The following is a 16917-nucleotide window of genomic DNA, read 5'->3' as shown; positions in this document are numbered from 1 at the left end:
GTTGATGACATCGATTAGTTAGCCAATTTTTGAATCGTCGTTAATGATTAAAGAAAGTAGCTATAAAATGAACTGGGGCAGTAATAACGGGATACACGACGATCTGTTTTGATAGCAGATTGGCCAAAGAAGCCGCGCCTGTATCACATGAAACTTATTTTCTATGTTGAAGCTTGTAGATCAAGATTGTAGATCGGTATAACCATACTGACGGGCGCAAGCAATATACAGCCCGATGTATTAGTAACTATAAAGAAGATAATCTTGGGATTTTGTATCAATATCGACAACACTGTTGGCAATATTTCGGGTGGATCAGAGGGGTCACAGAACGTAACCCCTTGATTTATATGGTGGGTCGTATAGGAATCGAACCTATGACCACCTGATTAAAAGTCAGATGCTCTACCGACTGAGCTAACGACCCGAAATTTGGAACGCGCAATACTACCCTAGAATCCCCCCCGAGTGAACCCCAAATCGCGCCCTGTTACGGATCAATAGCTGCAGAGGCTATTTCATCAGGTCGACCACTTCGCCCCGGGCGCGCATCTCGTCCGCCCTGGCTTGTACGAAGCGCTGGAAATTGGGCTGATCCCGGTAGCTGCCTGAACCTACGTAATCTATAACGGCATGGGTGTGGAAGGATCGCAGATAGGCCTCCGAGCGAAAGACTTCCCTGCCCGACCCGTCGAAGAACAGCATGCTGGGGGCGTACTGGATCCCCAGGCTCTCAGCCCATTTTGTCGCCTTCATCCGCTTGCCGTCCGGTGTGATCAGCTCCTCTCCGGACCAGATATCCACCAACGCCACATCGAATCCCTGCAGGCTCTCCTGCAGTGCGGACTGCGGCAGGATCTCCTGATGCAGTTCATCACAAGGCGGACACTGCTTCATCTCCATCAATACCAATAGCGGCCTGTCGGTTCCGGTGGGGCGACGCAGATCCATTGGTGACTGCAGATAGTTGGACTCTCTGTGTAACTTGCCGGTGGAGGCGACCGGCTGGATGCGGGCCAGATAATCCCGGAACGAGAGCTTGCGCTCCTCTCTGCCGGCGACATAGTCCAGGGCCGCCATGAAGCGGTGAGGCGCGTAATAGCCATTGATGCGCAACACCCTTCTGCCCTGCTCGTTCAGAAACAGCATGGTGGGTGTATACATGACCTTCATCGACGCCGCGAACGCCTTTTCGGTAGTAGCCTCGCCCGACAATCCGGTTACCTCCCTGTCACCCCAGATATTGATCGCAACCAGTTGAAACGCCTCTTGTGTCTTATCGACGATCGCCTTGATGGAGAAATTTTCGTTCAGCAGTTTGGCGCAATAGGGACAACCGTCCTGATGAAAATAGAGAATCACTCTTTTATCTTCTTCGGCCGCCTCCTGCAGATCTTCCTGAAGATCGAGAAAGGAGTTTTTAAACCAGGCCGGCTTGTCATGAAATCCCGGGTTCACCAGTCCTTGACCCAATCCCTCCTGACCCCCCGCAGCCTGCAATTGAGGTACGGCAAACAGCAGCAGAATCGATAGTATGGTGAGTTTCAGCATCTCTTTTTCTCTCTTATTTATCCGCTATGTAGAGATAGAGGTTTTTTAGCGCCAAGAGTGCCGATCACCTCGTTTCAGTCTGGGTAATCGACAGGACGGCATAACTCCCCCTGCATTAGATGGATGACGAAATATTGTCGAATTATAGCCTCTGCCCTGTTCCATCACCCCTGGATTCGGTGTCGTTTTTTTGGCGCCGCTCTAATTTATTGTCTCTTTGTCATTGATTATATTGCATTTTTTAAAATTGGCATGTCTTTAGCATAACCAATTGCAGGAATTAGCTTTGAGTGAGCTTTTAACATGAGCGGTATCCACAGCACACCTCAGAAACCATCTGCACCCACTCCCTTGCAGATGTCTCGGCAATCAACAGTGAGGGAGAATACCCTCGGTTTGGTTTTGGAACTGAGCGGTAAGCTGCAGACCACCCTTGAGGTGGATGCCGTGATCGAGCTGTTCGCGAATGCCCTGCAGACGCAATTTCAATATGACACATTCAATTATCGCAGCAAAGATGGCGATGTCGATATTCTGATAGGTGAAAAAGCGGGCAGAAACAGGCTCGAGTATGATCTGAACGTATTGGATACCGCACTTGGCCATATCACCATCAGCCGAAACAGACGATACAAAAAGCCTGAGGTGCAGCAGATCGAGAATCTGCTTGCCGCCCTGCTCTACCCACTGCGTAATGCGCTGCTCTATAGAGCGGCCATTCAGAGCGCCTTTCTCGACTCCCTGACCGGGGTAAAAAACCGCAGCGCCTTCGATGAAAATTTCAGTCGCGACATCGAATTCAATCGCCGCAAACTGAGCGATCTATCACTGCTGGTGCTGGATATCGACTTTTTCAAAAAGATAAATGACCACTACGGTCACGCCGTGGGCGATATGGTATTGAAGCAGATCGCCACCACAGTGGAGCAAACCATTCGCAGCAGTGATGCCCTCTACCGCTACGGTGGCGAGGAGTTCGTTGTGGTGTTGAACGATACAAATATTGCAGGCGCCCAGCTATTGGCAAAGCGTATCCGCCGCAACGTGGAAAACCTGCGCATCAAGTCTTTGAAAGATATCCGCATCACCCTCAGTGTGGGCGTCAGTACCATGGTCGACCAGGATACCCCGGAGAGCCTTTTTGAACGGGCCGACAGCGCGCTCTACCAGGCCAAACAGAACGGACGCAATCAGGTCTATACAGCTGAGATGCCGTTGGCCAGTTGATCCATCCTATAGCGACACTGTTCAGACAAAGGACAGCTGACACACACGGGTTTTGTTCTGCAGTGCGCCTTCGCGTGAACAACGATCAATGCATGGTATTCACTGAAGAGCGTTGAATCGCTCCGCAAGGCCGCTTCGAAATCCGCCCGCAAAGACTCGTAGCCACAATCATGCACTATCAATCCCAAGCGACCGAATAGACGCCGGGTATAGGCATCGATCACGAAGACCGGCCGATCAAAGGCGTAGAGTAGAATGTCATCCGCCGTCTCCGGCCCGATGCCGTGGATCGACAATAATCGTGCTCGCAACTCATCTGTATCCAACACTTCCAGGCCGGGATTCTGTTGCAGAAAGCGGCATAGGTTCAGCAACCGTTTAGTCTTGACATTGAAGTAACCGGCTGGACGAATCTGCGCTGCCAAACTATCTGGCGGCATGGTGAGCAGCGACTCAAGGTTGAGTGCATCCAATCCTTTGAGATTATCGATCGCCTTTTCAACATTCGACCAGGCGGTATTTTGGGTCAGAACCGCCCCCACCATCACTTCGAAAGGGGTTTCACCCGGCCACCAGTGCTGTGCTTCGTAGCGACCCAACAGCTGCCGATAGATCATCATCAGATCGGCCGTCGATAACTTTACCGCGATCGTCTGCCGCCCTGTTTGCCTTTCCATATCGTGTCAGTCTTGCCACCGGATGGCTTGCGAGTCTCTTTGTTACGTCCGGCTCCCGCTTTTTTCTGACCCCTTGCCTGATGCGGTTGCGACGACCTGGTGCTTTTACGGCCCTTTTGATCACCCCGCGGGGATTTGGCTTGATGTGATTTTCTCTGTTTGGCGACACAATGCCCCATAGTAGTGAGCAGATCATTGACCTCTTGCTCATTGAGATAACGCCAGCGTCCCACCTTCAGCGCGCTCTCCAGAATCACGCTGCCGTAGCGCACGCGCTTGAGTCGGCTGACCCGGGCGCCTACCGCTTCCCACATCCGCCTGACCTCCCGTTGGCGACCCTCCATGATCACGACGTGAAACCAGCGATTGATACCTTCGCCGCCCGATTCGACGATCTCCTCGAAGCGGGCCGGCCCATCCTCCAGCTCAACCCCGTGAGTGAGGGCCTTCAACTGTTCTTCGGTGACCTCGCCCATCACCCTGACCGCATACTCCCGTTCGACCTGTCGGCTCGGGTGCATCAGTTGATTGGCCAGCTCCCCGTCTGTCGTCAACAGCAGCAGGCCGGAGGAGTTGATATCCAGCCGTCCCACGGGAATCCAGCGCCCATGCTTGAGCTTCGGCATCCGCTCAAAGACGGTGTGACGGCCCTCGGGATCCTTGCGTGTCACCAACTCGCCCTCCGGCTTGTTGTAGACAATGACCTCCCGTACCGGCGCCTCCAGCAATCGCTTTGCAATCCGCTTTCCATCCACGTAGATGACATCGCTCGGATTGACCCGCTGCCCCAACTCGGCAGCCACGCCATTGACCTCGACCCGTCCTTCGACGATCCACCCCTCGATCTGACGGCGCGATCCCATTCCTGCATTGGCAAGGACCTTTTGCAGGCGTTCGCCGGTTCTGTCTCTATTCTGATTCATGGGTGTCGAGTTTGGATAAGTGCTCATCCTCATCCATGATGGGAACGGTATCTTCACCCTCGTGGGATTCCATCGCCTCGGGTTGTTGATCCGGGTCAAGCGGGATCGACTCATCCGCCTCCTGATCTGTCTGGATCTCCCCCTGCTGTTGCTGCTTTTCGGGATCGACCAGTTCAAGTTCCCGATTGATGGAATCGAGATCGCGGATCTCAGCCAGGGTCGGCAGCTCGTTCAGGCTCTTTAGATTGAAGTAGTCGAGAAACTCCCTGGTGGTGGCGTACAGGGCCGGTTTACCGGGGACATCCCGATGGCCGACGACTCTGACCCACTCCCGCTCGGTGAGGGTCTTGATGATGTTGGTGCTGACCGAAACGCCACGGACATCCTCGATCTCGCCACGGGTTATCGGTTGCCGATAGGCGATCAAGGCCAGTGTCTCCAACAGTGCACGGGAGTATTTGGGCGGCCTTTCCGCCCACAGTTTCGATACCCAGGGGGAGAACTCAGCCCGTACCTGGATGCGAAAGCCGCTACCGACCTCGGTGATTTCAATACCCCTGCCCTGATAATCATCGCTCAGCTGCGCCAATACCTCCCGCAGCTGTTTCTTGTCGGGCGCCTCCTGCTCGGGAAACAGCGACTGCAGCTGATCCAGGTTGAGCGGACGTCCCGCAGCCAACAGGGCGGCTTCAACGATCTGTTTTAATCTCTCTTCATCTGTCATATCAGGCTGTCTTCGCTTTCACATGAATGGGGGCAAAGTCATCCGTCTGAACCAGCTCGAGCAACGAGGCCTTCATCAGTTCCAGGATCGCAAGAAAGGTCACCACCACGCCAAGGCGGCCCTCGGTGATATCGAACAGTTCTGTAAACGGGAGAAAATCCTTGCCGTTCACCACCTGTAACACATGGGACATCCGTTCTCTGACCGAGAGTGGCTCTTTCTCCACACGATGGCTGCTGAACATATCCGCACGGGTCATCACATCCTGTAAAGCCAGCAGGATCTCCCGCAGGTCCACATCGGGCTCTCGCTTCTCGACATGCCGTTCCACCAGCTCCGCATGGCCCTGGAAGGTGTCCCGGGTCATATGTTCCAGACCATCCAGGTCTTCCGCGGCCTGTTTATAGCGTTCGTACTCCTGCAGTCGCCTGATCAGCTCCGCCCGGGGGTCTTCGCCCTCCTCTTCCTCGCTCGTCGGCCTGGGCAGCAGCATGCGGGACTTGATCTCCGCCAACATCGCCGCCATCACCAGATACTCCGCCGCCAACTCGAGCCGCAGGTCCTTCATCATCTCGATATATTGCACATACTGGTCAGTGATATCCGAGATGGGGATATCGAGGATATCGAGATTCTGACGTCTGATGAGATAGAGCAGCAGATCCAATGGACCCTCAAAGGCATCGAGAAAGACCTCGAGCGCATCGGGGGGAATATAGAGATCGGTGGGGGGTGTCGCCAACGGCTCCCCCATGACCATGGCGAAGGGCATCTCCTCCTGTTCGGGATGGTAGTGCGGATGGTGTTCAGCTTCTTCCATGTCAGTCCCTAGGGCGGGTGGATAAAGGATAGGTGCAATGATCGTGTCGCAACATCATACTAAAATCGCGTCGTTCATGATTCGAATCCCCTCAAAGACATCGCTTCACGCACTTCCCGCATGGTCTCCTGAGCCACCACGCGGGCTCTTTCGGAACCCTCCGTGATAATGCGTCGCACCAGATCGGGCTGGGCCTCGAACTCGGCAGCCCGCTGCTGCATCGGATTCAGTTCGTTCAGCACCGACTCGATCACCGGGCCCTTGCAGTCGAGACAACCGATCGCGGCGGAACGGCACCCCTCCTCGACCCACTGTTTGGTGCCGTCGTCAGAGTAGACCAGGTGGAACTGCCAGACCGGGCACTTCTGCGGATCGCCCGGATCGGTGCGCCGAACCCGGTTGGTATCGGTCGGCATACGCTTGAGCATCTGTTCGACATGTTCCGGTTTTTCCCGCAGGGAGATGGTGTTCTCATAGGACTTGGACATCTTCTGTCCATCCAGTCCCGGCATCTTCGAGGCCTTGGTCAGCAACGGTTGCGGCTCGACCAGGATCAAACGCCCGCTCCCCTCCAGGTATCCGAGCAGGCGTTCACGCTCTTCGGTGTTGATGTTCTGTTGCGCCTGCAGCAGTGCTCGACCATCCTCGAGGGCTTGCGGATCGCCCTGCTCCTGGTAGGCCCTTTGCAGTTGAGTGAACTGCTTGGCCGCTCTTTTGCCCATCTTCTTGCGCGCCTGTTCCGCCTTCTCCTCGAAATCGGGCTCGCGTCCGTAGATATGGTTGAAGCGACGGGCCACTTCCCGGGTCAGCTCCACATGGGCCACTTGATCCTCGCCCACCGGCACCTGGGAAGCACGGTAGATCAGGATATCCGCCGACTGCAGCAGCGGATAGCCCAGGAAGCCGTAGGTGGCGAGGTCTTTCTCTTTCAGTTTCTCCTGCTGGTCCTTGTAGCTGGGCACCCGTTCCAGCCAGCCCAGCGGGGTGATCATCGACAACAGCAGATGCAGTTCAGCATGTTCAGGCACCAGGGACTGTACGAACAGGGTCGCCGCCTCGCTGTCGACACCGGCCGCCAGCCAGTCGATGACCATATCCCAGATGCTCTCCGGAATGACACTGGGATCATCATAATGGGTGGTCAGGGCATGCCAATCCGCGATAAAGAAGAAACATTCATGCTGATGTTGCAGCTCCACCCAGTTCTTCAGCACACCGTGGTAGTGACCTAGATGCAGGCGGCCGGTGGGACGCATGCCGGAGAGCACGCGGGATGAGCTTGACGACTGATTCAAAACTAACTCCTCGCTGGACTGAGAATCACAGGAATAAGATTGGCAACTATATCACTGGCCGGCAGGATCATGATGGTGATTGCAACGACAGGCTCGAGGATGAAACCCAAGAGTCCTGTCATGAGTAAAGCAAGCACGATAAGGAGGCCGTAGGTTTCCAGCTTGGAATAGGCGTTGGCCTGTTTTGGCGGCAACAGGGAATAGACCACCCTGCCGCCATCCAGTGGAGGAACCGGCAGCATGTTGAGCGCCATCAAAATAGTATTGATCAGCACACCCGTTACCCCCATCAACACCAGGGGCACCCCCAACCAGGCGAAACTTTCCAGCATCAACGCACCGGCGTAGACCAGGATCGACCAGATCAGCGCCATGATGAGATTAGCACCTGGGCCGGCCAGCGCGACCAGGCCCATATCCCTTTTAGGTTTATGCAGGTTATTCCAGTTGACCGGCACCGGTTTGGCCCAGCCGAACATGAATCCGGTCAGTAGATAGAGACCCAATGGCACCAGGATGGTACCCACCGGATCGATATGCTTTAAGGGGTTCAGGGTAACCCGCCCCAACATCTGCGCGGTCTTGTCCCCCAGGCGTTTAGCCATCCAGCCATGGGCCGCCTCATGCACGGTAATGGCGAAAACCAAGGGCAGGACGAAGACCGCCAGCTTTTGAATCAGACTAAGCCCTTGCATTGAATATAAGTCCTGAATGTATGGATTTCACTGTTTTTCAATAAGTTGAGACAGCATTTAGCGTACGGCACGAGATAAACGGCCAATTATACATCGAACATGGATGTATCGCCCTTCCCTGCCCGTACCACTTCGGGCAGCTCCTCGGTCATCACCACCACGGTTGTGGGTTCGAAGCCGCAATAGCCGCCATCGATGATTAGATCCACTTGATGATCCAATAGATCCCGTATCTCGTAGGGATCGGTCAGAGGCATCTCCTCCCCCGGCATGATCAGGGTGGTGCTCATGATCGGTTCTGCCAGCTCCTCCAGCAGGGCGCTGACGATGGCATTGTCGGGCACGCGGATACCGATGGTCTTTCGCCTGGGATGCATCAGCCGCCTGGGAACCTGCTTGGTGGCCTTATGGATGAAGGTATAGGGGCCGGGGGTCAACGCCTTCAACAGGCGGTAATCGCGGTTGTCGATCTTGGCGTAGTTGGAGATCTCTGTCAGATCCCGGCATACCAGGGTGAAGTTGTGGGACTGTTCCACCTTACGGATGCGCCGAATACGCTCCATCGCCCCCTTGTCGCCGATATGGCATCCCAAGGCATAGCTGGAATCGGTGGGGTAGATCACCAGGCCACCCTCGCGAATGATCTCAACCGCCTGAGTGATCAGCCGTGGCTGGGGATTGTCCGGATGTATCTGGAGGAACAGGGCCATCGTATTTGCCTTGGCAACTAGACGGCCTTTCGGATATTGGAGGTTGCCGTTTCGATCATCCAATCCGACCATATGGGACGGCAATTGTCGGGCAACAACGGCAGCTGTCCAAACTCGATCCAGGGGTTGTCCGGGGAGTGAAAATCCGAACCGGCCGAGGCCTGCAAACCGAAATCGCCGGCATGTTTGGCCATCGTAAAGTAGTCGTCACGACTATGGCTGCCGGAGACCACCTCGATGGCCTCACCCCCCAGCTCAGCGAATTCATTGAACAATCGTCTTAATTTCGAGCGGGTCATTTTGTAACGTGCGGGATGCGCCACCACGGACACGCCGCCGGCGTCGTGAATCCACTCAACAGCCTGAGCCAGTTCAGCCCATTGACCGGGAACGAAGCCGGGTTTTCCTTTCACCAGGTAGTGTTTGAAGACCCTGCGCTCATCGCTTGCCAGACCCTGCTCGACCAGATAGCGGGCAAAATGGGTACGGCTCACCAGGGTACCGTTGGAGTGGGCAAGCGCACCTTCATAGGCGCCCGCGATACCGGCCTTCTCGAGTCTCTCGGCAATCTCTTTCGCACGCCAATCGCGAAACCGCCTCAACTCACGCAGCCCCAGTTGCAGGGTCCGGTTATCATGATCCACATTCAGACCGATGATGTGGACAGTATGCTTATTCCAGGTAACCGATATCTCCACGCCGGGTATCAACACCAGGCCACAGCTTGAGGCAGCCGACAAAGCCTCCTCGATACCGGCGGTGGTGTCGTGATCGGTGAGCGCCAAAACCCGTACGCCTGCATTGGCCGCACGGTTGACCAAGTCTCCAGGCGAGAGGGTCCCGTCTGAGGCAGTGGAGTGGCTATGCAGATCGTATTCGCAAAACATGGGGGCGGATTGTACCCATAGTAAGGTGAAACCGATAGGTTTGCCGAAAAATAGAGGTCAGCCCCGGACGCCATCAATACAGGCTGATACAATGATGCGATGTTATTTCCAGTACTCGACCTGAATTACATAGGACAACGATTCGACGCTATCGCTCCAGCGGTGGTGTCGGCCGGCAAGCAGGCCGGCGTCGAAGATCCGGATCACTCCCCCTCGGCACTGCAGCAGGCGATGCATCGGCTGATGGAACTGTTGGAGATTCTATCCGGGCAGGTGGATAGCGCTCGCGAGAACCCACCCCCCTCACTGAATGAGCTGAGTGAACTCGGCGATTACGGCATCCAACTGCTGGTCGATTTCTCGACCGTCGCCGCCGGCCTGAAGATGCCGCAGGAGAGTGAGGAGATGGAAGACCTGACCCTGCCCATGGCGCTTTGGCTCATACGCCACAATGGGGAACTGCGCACCCTGGAGCCGGTGATCAACTCCCTCGCCCGCCTGGCGAACAGATTCCGGGAACCTTCTCAACTGCGGCAACTCTATGAGCTGTCGATGGAGTTGATCAAGGCCCTCGAACCAACCATGCAACAGGAGCCCGTACGGCTGGAAAAAGCGCAGCCCTGGAGTATTTTGTTGATGAATCAGGCAATAATCGCCACCCGCAGTTATCAGCCCGAACTGATTGAGGAAGCTTATCAGACCCTGTGCCGCCTGCTGCCCGATCAGGCGCCCAACTTTTTTCGCGAAGGCATGGAACAGATGGATGCCCTCAACTATCCCCAGCAAGTCAGGGAAGTTGTTGAAAAATATTATAATCTCTGGGGCCAGCCCAGAACGCTTCACTGAATGGCCAAGTTTTATAAGCGGTCACTAAACAAAGTAAAAACATGGTGTACTATTCAGCCAGCCATCGATACTATGCTTTTTTTTGTAACACACTGATCTCATAATGAAATTTCTTGCTGATTTTTTTCCGGTCATACTCTTTTTCGTGGCCTACAAGCTGTACGGCATCTATGTCGCCACCGCTGTCGCCATCGCATCGTCCGTGGTTCAGGTTGCCTACGGCTGGCTGCGCAAGCGGCATGTGGAGAAGATGCACCTGATTACATTCGGCATCCTGCTGGTTTTCGGCGGCCTGACCATCCTGCTGCAGGACCGCACCTTTATCATGTGGAAACCCTCCGTGATCAACTGGCTGTTCGGCGCCACTTTTCTCGCCAGTCAATACATTGGCAAAAAGCCGCTGGTTCAACGGATGATGGAGAGCAGCATCTCCGTGCCGGATCCGGTATGGAAAAGACTCAATCTGACCTGGAGCCTGTTCTTTATCTTGCTGGGTTTTCTCAACCTCTATGTGGCCAATGATTTCTTTGTCGTTGAACATCAACTGATGGAACTCACGGGGCTTCAACAGATCGATTACGACAACTGCAGCCAGCATTTTCAGGGAAACGAACTGGAGATGTGCAATACTGCGCACACCCTGGAGGAGACTTGGGTCAACTTCAAATTATTTGGCATTATGGGGCTGACCCTGGGATTTATCATCCTGCAGGCCTTCTACCTGGCGCGCCATATCAATGACGATGAACCTGAGTCCATTAATACGTAAGGGGAGTTAAGTGTACTACGCAATTATTGCCGAGGATCGGGATGACAGCCTGGAGCAACGCCTCAAGGCACGGGGTGACCACCTGGCGAGACTGAAACAGCTCCAGGACGAGGGGCGCCTCCTATTGGCCGGCCCCCACCCGATGATCGATAGCGAGGACCCCGGTTCTGCCGGTTTTTCCGGCAGTCTGATCGTCGCCGAGTTCGATAGCCTCGAGAATGCCAAGGCCTGGGCCGACGCGGACCCCTATATCGAGGCGGGTGTCTATGCACGGGTCCAGGTAAAACCGTTCAAGAAAGTACTGCCAGCCTGACGGCGACAGTGCCAAAGCCAAATTAAACAGATCAATCACAACAAGGTAAGTTCAACGATGAAAACTAAGATCTTATTAGCTGCAGTTTGCAGCGCAGGACTGCTGACAGCCTGCAACCAGTCTACGGACCAGGCTTCAACCGCAGCCAAGACGGATAGCGACCGTCCCGCCACCGTACCTGAAATGAACGAACCCACAACCGGCGACATGGATGTCGAAACCCTGCTCACCGTCAATGGCGAAGCGATTACCCGCACCATGTACAGCCTCTACTTTCAGGACCGCATGCGCAACGTGCCCGATGCGCAAAACTCCCCTGAGATGCAGATGAGCGTGCTCAATGAGCTGTCCAATATCATCATCGTGGCACAGGATGCGGAGAAACAGGGTATCCTAAAACGTCCGGAAGTCGCGGCATCGGTTGACCTGTTGAAAGCCAAGCTGCTGACCCAGATCGCCATCCAGGACTTCGCCAGCAACCACGAGCCCAGCGAAGAGGATATCCAGAAGGCTTATCAGGAGGATTATGCGGGACAGTCCGGCAATGAATACAAGGCCAGGCATATCCTCGTGAAAGAACAGGATGAAGCAACCGCGCTGATCGAAAAACTCGATGGCGGCGCCGATTTCGCTGAACTCGCTGTCGAACATTCGACCGGGCCGACCGGCAAGAATGGCGGCGACTTGGGCTGGTTCGATGTCGCACAAATGGTAAAACCCTTTGGCGACGCCCTAAAAAACATGGAAAAGGGCAAATACAGCACAGCCCCAGTAGAGACCCAGTTCGGCTGGCATGTCATCCTGCTGGAGGACACCCGAGATACAGAGGCGCCGACGCTGGACAGCGTCAAGGGCAAGATCGTCAACAAGCTGAAACAAATCGCCCTCTCCGACTACATGCAGGGCCTGCGCGACTCCAGCAAACTGGTATTCAATGAGAAGAACGCCAAGCCCGCCCCTGCAACAGACCCGAGTGCCGCAGCACCCGGGGCCGCTCCTGCCGGGGAAGCCCCAGCTATGGACAACATGAACCCAACCATGGATGCAAAGACCGAGATGGATAAACCGGCTGAAGCGGCCAAATAATCCAAAGCATCATCAAAACAGGGTGCCCGTCGTTCCTGACGGGCACCGGTTCGACAAACCACCATTCCCATTCAAGATGGTTTGCAATATCTGACTATCCCCGGCAGCCGGCTCTCCAGAACAAACTCCACCAAACAAACCGTTCGCCACCAAAGGGCGAAGTAAAAGCCTGAAATCAATAGCGCCACATCGCCTGAAGCCCCATATTCTTGCGTTTCGCAACCAAATACCCTAATAATGATGTCACTTTTGAGGTGAAACAAACGGATACCCATCGCCATGGAAACAATGGAATCAATCCGCCAAGCCAAGCCGGTTTTACATTGCCGGCCGCCCCCAGGTCAAACGTCCCGGCTTAGAACTTATTTTCATTTGGTATCACAGAGAACCTGTCGTCGTCGGCATCAATCGACATCTCATAGTATAATTGAGAACTTTTTGAATACATTTGGCGGTATAACACAATATTTGGAGCCAGCGGCATAACGCGATAATAAGAGCCGGCAATATAAGCAACTGTTGAACTAAACCGCTACGCGGGGCCATCCACAACCCACCCCTGAGTCATCATCAACCAGACTCCTAAAGGACCACTGTTGGTCTACCACACAGGAGTCAACCGATGACACAACTTCGCGAACAGATGATAGACGCCATGACCGTGCGTGGATTTTCGCCGCGTACCCACCAGAGCTATCTGATGGTGGTGAAGGATCTGGCCCGTTATTATCAGCGTCCACCGGATCAACTCGGTGAGGATGAGTTGCAAGCTTACTTTCTGTATCTGGTCAAGGAACGGCACTTAAGCGATGCCAGTTGCCGGCTCTATCGCCATGCCATCCGTTTCTTCTATCTCGAAGTGCTCCAGCAAGCGTCGTTCGATGTGAAGATCCAGGTGCCCAAACGCAGGCAACGTATCCCGGAGTTACTCCAGCGATCGGAGATCGTACGCATGCTCAATGCCTGTTCCAACCGTAAGCACCATATGCTGTTGCTGACCTGTTATGGCTGCGGCCTGCGGGTCAGTGAACTGGTCAAACTCAAGCTTCGGCATATCGATGGAGAACGCGGGTTGCTGCGCATCGATCAGGGCAAGGGTGGTAAAGACCGTTATGTGGGCTTGTCGCCGACGTTGCTCAAGCACCTGCGTGACTATTGGCACGTTGAGAAGCCTGTGCGCTGGCTGTTTCCCAATGAACAGCATCCCGATGAAGCGTTGTCGATCAGCACGCCGCAGAAGGTATTCCGACGGGCCAAGCGCCAGGCGGGCATCACCAAGGTGGGTGGCATCCACAGCTTGAGACACGCCTATGCTACCCATCAACTGCAGGCCGGCATGGCGGTGCAGCAGTTACAGTATCAACTGGGCCACCGCAGCATCCAATCGACCTTGCGCTATGTACATTGGGTGTTCAATGATCGTCAGAGCGATCGCCGTGGCGCCGATTTGATTGCAGCGCTGGGGCTGCGCGATGGCTGAGGCCATCGACCTGCAAACCCTGCTCAAGCGCCACCTGCCCACCTACCGCCAACACCACCGTCTCGATCTGCGCCGCTGTCAGGTATTGTCACATCTGATGCAGTGCCGGACTGAAGCCATGGGTGGGGTACGCTTAGCCTGTGACCCTTGTCAGGCGCATCAAAACCACTACTATGCCTGTCGCGATCGTCACTGCCCGCACTGTCAGTGGCAAGCCTCGCGGCAGTGGGCGGACAAGCAGTTGCGTGCCCAATTGCCGGTAACCTATCACCACTTGGTGTTCACCCTGCCCGAGACCCTCAACGGTTGGATCGAACTGCATCCTCAGCTGATCACGACCTTGCTGTTTCAAACAACCTGGGAGACGCTACAGGCCTTCGCTGAAGACCCCAAGCGCTTGGGCGGGGGGTTGGGGATGACCGCGGTGTTGCACACCTGGGGCTCGACGTTGACACGCCATGTGCACCTGCACTGCCTGGTGCCGGGCGGCGCGCTGAGCCCGCAAGGCGAGTGGAAACCGAGCAAGAGCGATTATCTGTTTCCTGTGCGTGCGCTCTCAAGGCGCTTTCGCGGTCTGATGGTCAGCCGATTGCGGGCCTGTGCCCAAGGCGGGGAGCTCACACGCATCAGTCGTCCGGGCGAGATCGATCTCATCCTGGAGCGGTTGATGGGACAAGACTGGGTGGTCTACAGCAAGCCCTGTCTGCGCACCGAGCATGTTATCGACTATCTGGCCCGATACACCCACCGCACTGCCGTCAGCAACCGCCGACTCCTCGGCTTGGAGCACGGTCAGGTTGGCTTGCGCTACAAAGACTACCGGGACCGGCGCTGGAAGGTCATGCAGTTGTCTGTCGATGTGTTGATCCAGCGTTTTCTGCTGCATGTACTACCCAAGGGCCTGATGCGTATCCGCCATTACGGCTTCCTGGCCAATGCCTGCCGGGCCAAGCAGTTTCCCCGCATCCTTAAGGCGATCGCCGAGGCAGGCCCACAAGCGGTGGCTGAATCAGAAACAGAGAAGCAGGTGGCCCGTTGGTGTTTTGCCTGTCCCCGCTGTCAACGGCCGATGCGTGTGGTCGCGCAACTAGCGCCGCAATGGCAACGCATGGAAGGCGGATGACGATGCCCTAGCCTGAGCGTCGGCGTCATCCAGACACTTGATCAGCTCAAGCGCTGAGGTCAAAGTGCGGCCAATCCTCTGAAAATAGGTTATTATCGGTACAAAAGGGAGCCGCAAGCCGTGCTCGAGCCACAAGGAGGTCGGTCAAAACCGCTCCCAACAGCCCTAGCGCAACGGAACGCTGTCACGCCAATCTCCCTCAGGTGCAAGGCGCCAAAAACAAATTCTTATTAATAGAGAGTGGGCAGCCACCCCAAGGTCGGCTTAGTCCAACAGGTGTTTATCCCGCATGCGGAAAACGCACGAGGGATAAACACTACACGGTTAACCACACGAAACTATGAACGGCGAGGAATTCGATAAATATCTAGAAGACGCATGTGATGAGCTTGATCAAAAGTATCAAGTGCTTGTTGATGAGTTTGGTTTTGGCAGCCACGACAATTTTGTAGTTGAGTACGAAAATCAGTCGCTAATATTCTTTGATAAGGAAAAGCCAGTTGTAGAAGCATCCATTTTGCCGGTCGCATCTCATATTCCAGAAAAAGAGAGCTTGGTCTGGTTCTGGTCCAATCGCAATTTGCCAGACGCTGTTCGTGATCATAGCGCTGCCGTCAAAAAGCTTTATGAGGTCACAGGTTATGAGGTCTTTGATAACCCTTCAGTAGAGTGCGACGAAACTATGGCTTGGGAAATTGCAGCTATGGCCTGCAAGTGTTTGGGCGCCATAGGTGTTTATCGTATCCCTCAAGCTAATATGCATTCTTATGTTCTAATAACCGAGGTGAGACACTATGGTTAACAAGTCAAAGCACGCGGACTTGGTAAAGCTGTCACCTTTTTTGTTCCAAAAAAGCCGCCATCTTCACCAAGCCGGTATTTGAGGCGTTAGGTTTAATAATGAAGTTCCTGCGATATACATTACCTTTTATATTAGCGATTAATTTTGCTGAAGCTTCATCTGAATATGAGCCACTATTTCAAAGAGGATTAGAAGCATATCTAGCTCAGAATTATGAGGCTGCTTTTGGTATTTGGCTTGATCTTGCAAATAAGGGCGTTGTTGGAGCACAGAATAATGTCGCTGATATGTACGCATATGGGAAAGGCGTAAAGCAAAACACTACTGAAGCTATTCGTTGGTATAAAAAAGCATCAGATAATGGTCTCGCGCGTGCCGCAATACAATTGGGAAATTCATATAATTTTGGTTATTTTACTGAAAAGAATGAAAAACAAACATTTCATTGGTACTTAACTGCCGCGAAATTAGGCGACCCAATGGCGCAAGAGTGGGTTGGCAACATGTACGAAGAAGGTATTGGTACCAAAAATCTGCAGAAAGAGGAGATACAGAGGGAATGTATTCACTGGCGTATATTTATGCTACCTGCCCAATTAAAAGTGTTCGTAATGGAGAAAAGGCTGTTTACTGGGCAGAAAAAGCCATGAAAAATGGAGGATTTGTAGGGGCTGATGGATATGATGTTCTTGCGCTTTCTTATGCGGAATATGGTGATTTTGATACTGCTGTGGAGAAACAACTTAAGGCAATAGACCTCTTTAAGAGAGGAAAATATTTAAGAAACAGTGTCACAAAAAATCATATGGAGAAATATAGCAAACAATTAGAACTATTTAAAAAAGGGAAGGCATGGAACGAACAACTATAAAACCTAATCGGGTAAGGGCGGGTCTCTAACCCGCCCTCCCCACACCACCTAGCATGCGGGTCCGCACTAGGCGGTTCATCAAGCATAGTGAAACTTAATCCATAGCTCCCTGACAGAG

General features: G+C 54.1%; 19 protein-coding genes and 1 tRNA gene. 10 read left to right on the top strand and 10 right to left on the bottom strand.

Annotated elements, in window-relative coordinates:
* Positions 1-351: 351 nt before the first annotated feature.
* Positions 352-427, bottom strand: a tRNA-Lys gene (locus CODIS_RS19460).
* 86 nt (positions 428-513) lie between these two features.
* A complete protein-coding gene (locus CODIS_RS19455; RefSeq protein ID WP_069128325.1) occupies positions 514-1551 on the bottom strand; it encodes a thioredoxin family protein in 1038 nt (345 codons plus the stop codon).
* A 303-nt stretch (positions 1552-1854) separates the two neighbouring features.
* On the opposite strand from CODIS_RS19455, the gene CODIS_RS19450 reads away from it, so the two are divergent.
* On the top strand, positions 1855-2778 hold the full coding sequence (locus tag CODIS_RS19450) for a GGDEF domain-containing protein (RefSeq protein ID WP_235615294.1): 924 nt from the start codon (positions 1855-1857) through the stop codon (positions 2776-2778).
* Here the strand turns inward: CODIS_RS19450 and CODIS_RS19445 are convergent.
* The 8 genes from CODIS_RS19445 to CODIS_RS19410 all read right to left on the bottom strand — a co-directional run bounded on the left by CODIS_RS19445 (position 2748) and on the right by CODIS_RS19410 (position 9509).
* A complete protein-coding gene (locus tag CODIS_RS19445; RefSeq protein WP_154723217.1) occupies positions 2748-3398 on the bottom strand; it encodes an endonuclease III domain-containing protein in 651 nt (216 codons plus the stop codon). The genes CODIS_RS19450 and CODIS_RS19445 overlap by 31 nt on opposite strands.
* A 20-nt stretch (positions 3399-3418) precedes the next feature.
* Entirely contained in the window at positions 3419-4405 is a 987-nt protein-coding gene (gene rluB / locus CODIS_RS19440) for a 23S rRNA pseudouridine(2605) synthase RluB (protein WP_235615293.1), read from the bottom strand.
* Positions 4365-5102: an SMC-Scp complex subunit ScpB gene (gene scpB / locus CODIS_RS19435; RefSeq protein ID WP_069128322.1), complete on the bottom strand. Its 738-nt coding sequence runs from the start codon at positions 5100-5102 to the stop codon at positions 4365-4367. The genes rluB and scpB overlap by 41 nt, the downstream gene beginning before the upstream one ends.
* 1 nt (position 5103) lies before the next feature.
* Positions 5104-5922 (bottom strand): segregation and condensation protein A, encoded by an 819-nt coding sequence (locus tag CODIS_RS19430; protein ID WP_069128321.1) that lies wholly within the window; start codon positions 5920-5922, stop codon positions 5104-5106.
* A 74-nt stretch (positions 5923-5996) separates the two neighbouring features.
* The gene (locus CODIS_RS19425) at positions 5997-7217 is read right to left on the bottom strand and encodes a tryptophan--tRNA ligase (RefSeq protein WP_268805725.1); all 1221 of its coding nucleotides are present in this window, start codon (positions 7215-7217) and stop codon (positions 5997-5999) included.
* Between the two features lie 2 nt (positions 7218-7219).
* Positions 7220-7912, bottom strand: coding sequence for a site-2 protease family protein (locus CODIS_RS19420; protein WP_069128319.1), 693 nt, complete (start codon positions 7910-7912; stop codon positions 7220-7222).
* A gap of 86 nt (positions 7913-7998) precedes the next feature.
* Positions 7999-8622, bottom strand: a complete 624-nt coding sequence (locus CODIS_RS19415; protein ID WP_069128318.1) for an L-threonylcarbamoyladenylate synthase — start codon at positions 8620-8622, stop codon at positions 7999-8001.
* A gap of 17 nt (positions 8623-8639) precedes the next feature.
* Positions 8640-9509, bottom strand: coding sequence for a PHP domain-containing protein (locus tag CODIS_RS19410; protein WP_069128317.1), 870 nt, complete (start codon positions 9507-9509; stop codon positions 8640-8642).
* Positions 9510-9608: 99 nt separating this feature from the next.
* Here CODIS_RS19410 and CODIS_RS19405 point away from each other — a divergent pair, with 99 nt between their 5' ends.
* The 9 genes from CODIS_RS19405 to CODIS_RS19365 all read left to right on the top strand — a co-directional run bounded on the left by CODIS_RS19405 (position 9609) and on the right by CODIS_RS19365 (position 16799).
* Positions 9609-10355 (top strand): hypothetical protein, encoded by a 747-nt coding sequence (locus CODIS_RS19405; RefSeq protein ID WP_069128316.1) that lies wholly within the window; start codon positions 9609-9611, stop codon positions 10353-10355.
* A 103-nt stretch (positions 10356-10458) separates the two neighbouring features.
* Entirely contained in the window at positions 10459-11124 is a 666-nt protein-coding gene (locus CODIS_RS19400; RefSeq protein WP_069128315.1) for a septation protein A, read from the top strand.
* A 10-nt stretch (positions 11125-11134) separates the two neighbouring features.
* Positions 11135-11437, top strand: coding sequence for a YciI family protein (locus tag CODIS_RS19395; RefSeq protein WP_069128314.1), 303 nt, complete (start codon positions 11135-11137; stop codon positions 11435-11437).
* 57 nt (positions 11438-11494) lie between these two features.
* The gene (locus CODIS_RS19390; protein ID WP_069128313.1) at positions 11495-12523 is read left to right on the top strand and encodes a peptidylprolyl isomerase; all 1029 of its coding nucleotides are present in this window, start codon (positions 11495-11497) and stop codon (positions 12521-12523) included.
* A gap of 622 nt (positions 12524-13145) precedes the next feature.
* A complete protein-coding gene (locus CODIS_RS19385) occupies positions 13146-14003 on the top strand; it encodes a tyrosine-type recombinase/integrase (RefSeq protein WP_069128312.1) in 858 nt (285 codons plus the stop codon).
* Complete coding sequence (locus CODIS_RS19380; RefSeq protein ID WP_069128311.1) at positions 13996-15126, top strand: IS91 family transposase; 1131 nt, start codon at positions 13996-13998, stop codon at positions 15124-15126. Before CODIS_RS19385 ends, CODIS_RS19380 begins: the two co-directional genes overlap by 8 nt.
* A 340-nt stretch (positions 15127-15466) precedes the next feature.
* Complete coding sequence (locus tag CODIS_RS19375; RefSeq protein ID WP_069128310.1) at positions 15467-15928, top strand: DUF6882 domain-containing protein; 462 nt, start codon at positions 15467-15469, stop codon at positions 15926-15928.
* Positions 15929-16026: 98 nt separating this feature from the next.
* On the top strand, positions 16027-16578 hold the full coding sequence (locus CODIS_RS19370) for a tetratricopeptide repeat protein (protein WP_069128309.1): 552 nt from the start codon (positions 16027-16029) through the stop codon (positions 16576-16578).
* Complete coding sequence (locus CODIS_RS19365) at positions 16575-16799, top strand: hypothetical protein (protein WP_069128308.1); 225 nt, start codon at positions 16575-16577, stop codon at positions 16797-16799. Before CODIS_RS19370 ends, CODIS_RS19365 begins: the two co-directional genes overlap by 4 nt.
* Positions 16800-16917: the final 118 nt, after the last annotated feature.

The sequence above is a fragment of the Candidatus Thiodiazotropha endolucinida genome (assembly GCF_001715975.1).
Lineage (GTDB): Bacteria > Pseudomonadota > Gammaproteobacteria > Chromatiales > Chromatiaceae > Thiodiazotropha > Thiodiazotropha endolucinida.
Note: the sequence above shows the minus strand (reverse complement) of the source record. Positions and strands in the feature narration are given on the sequence as shown.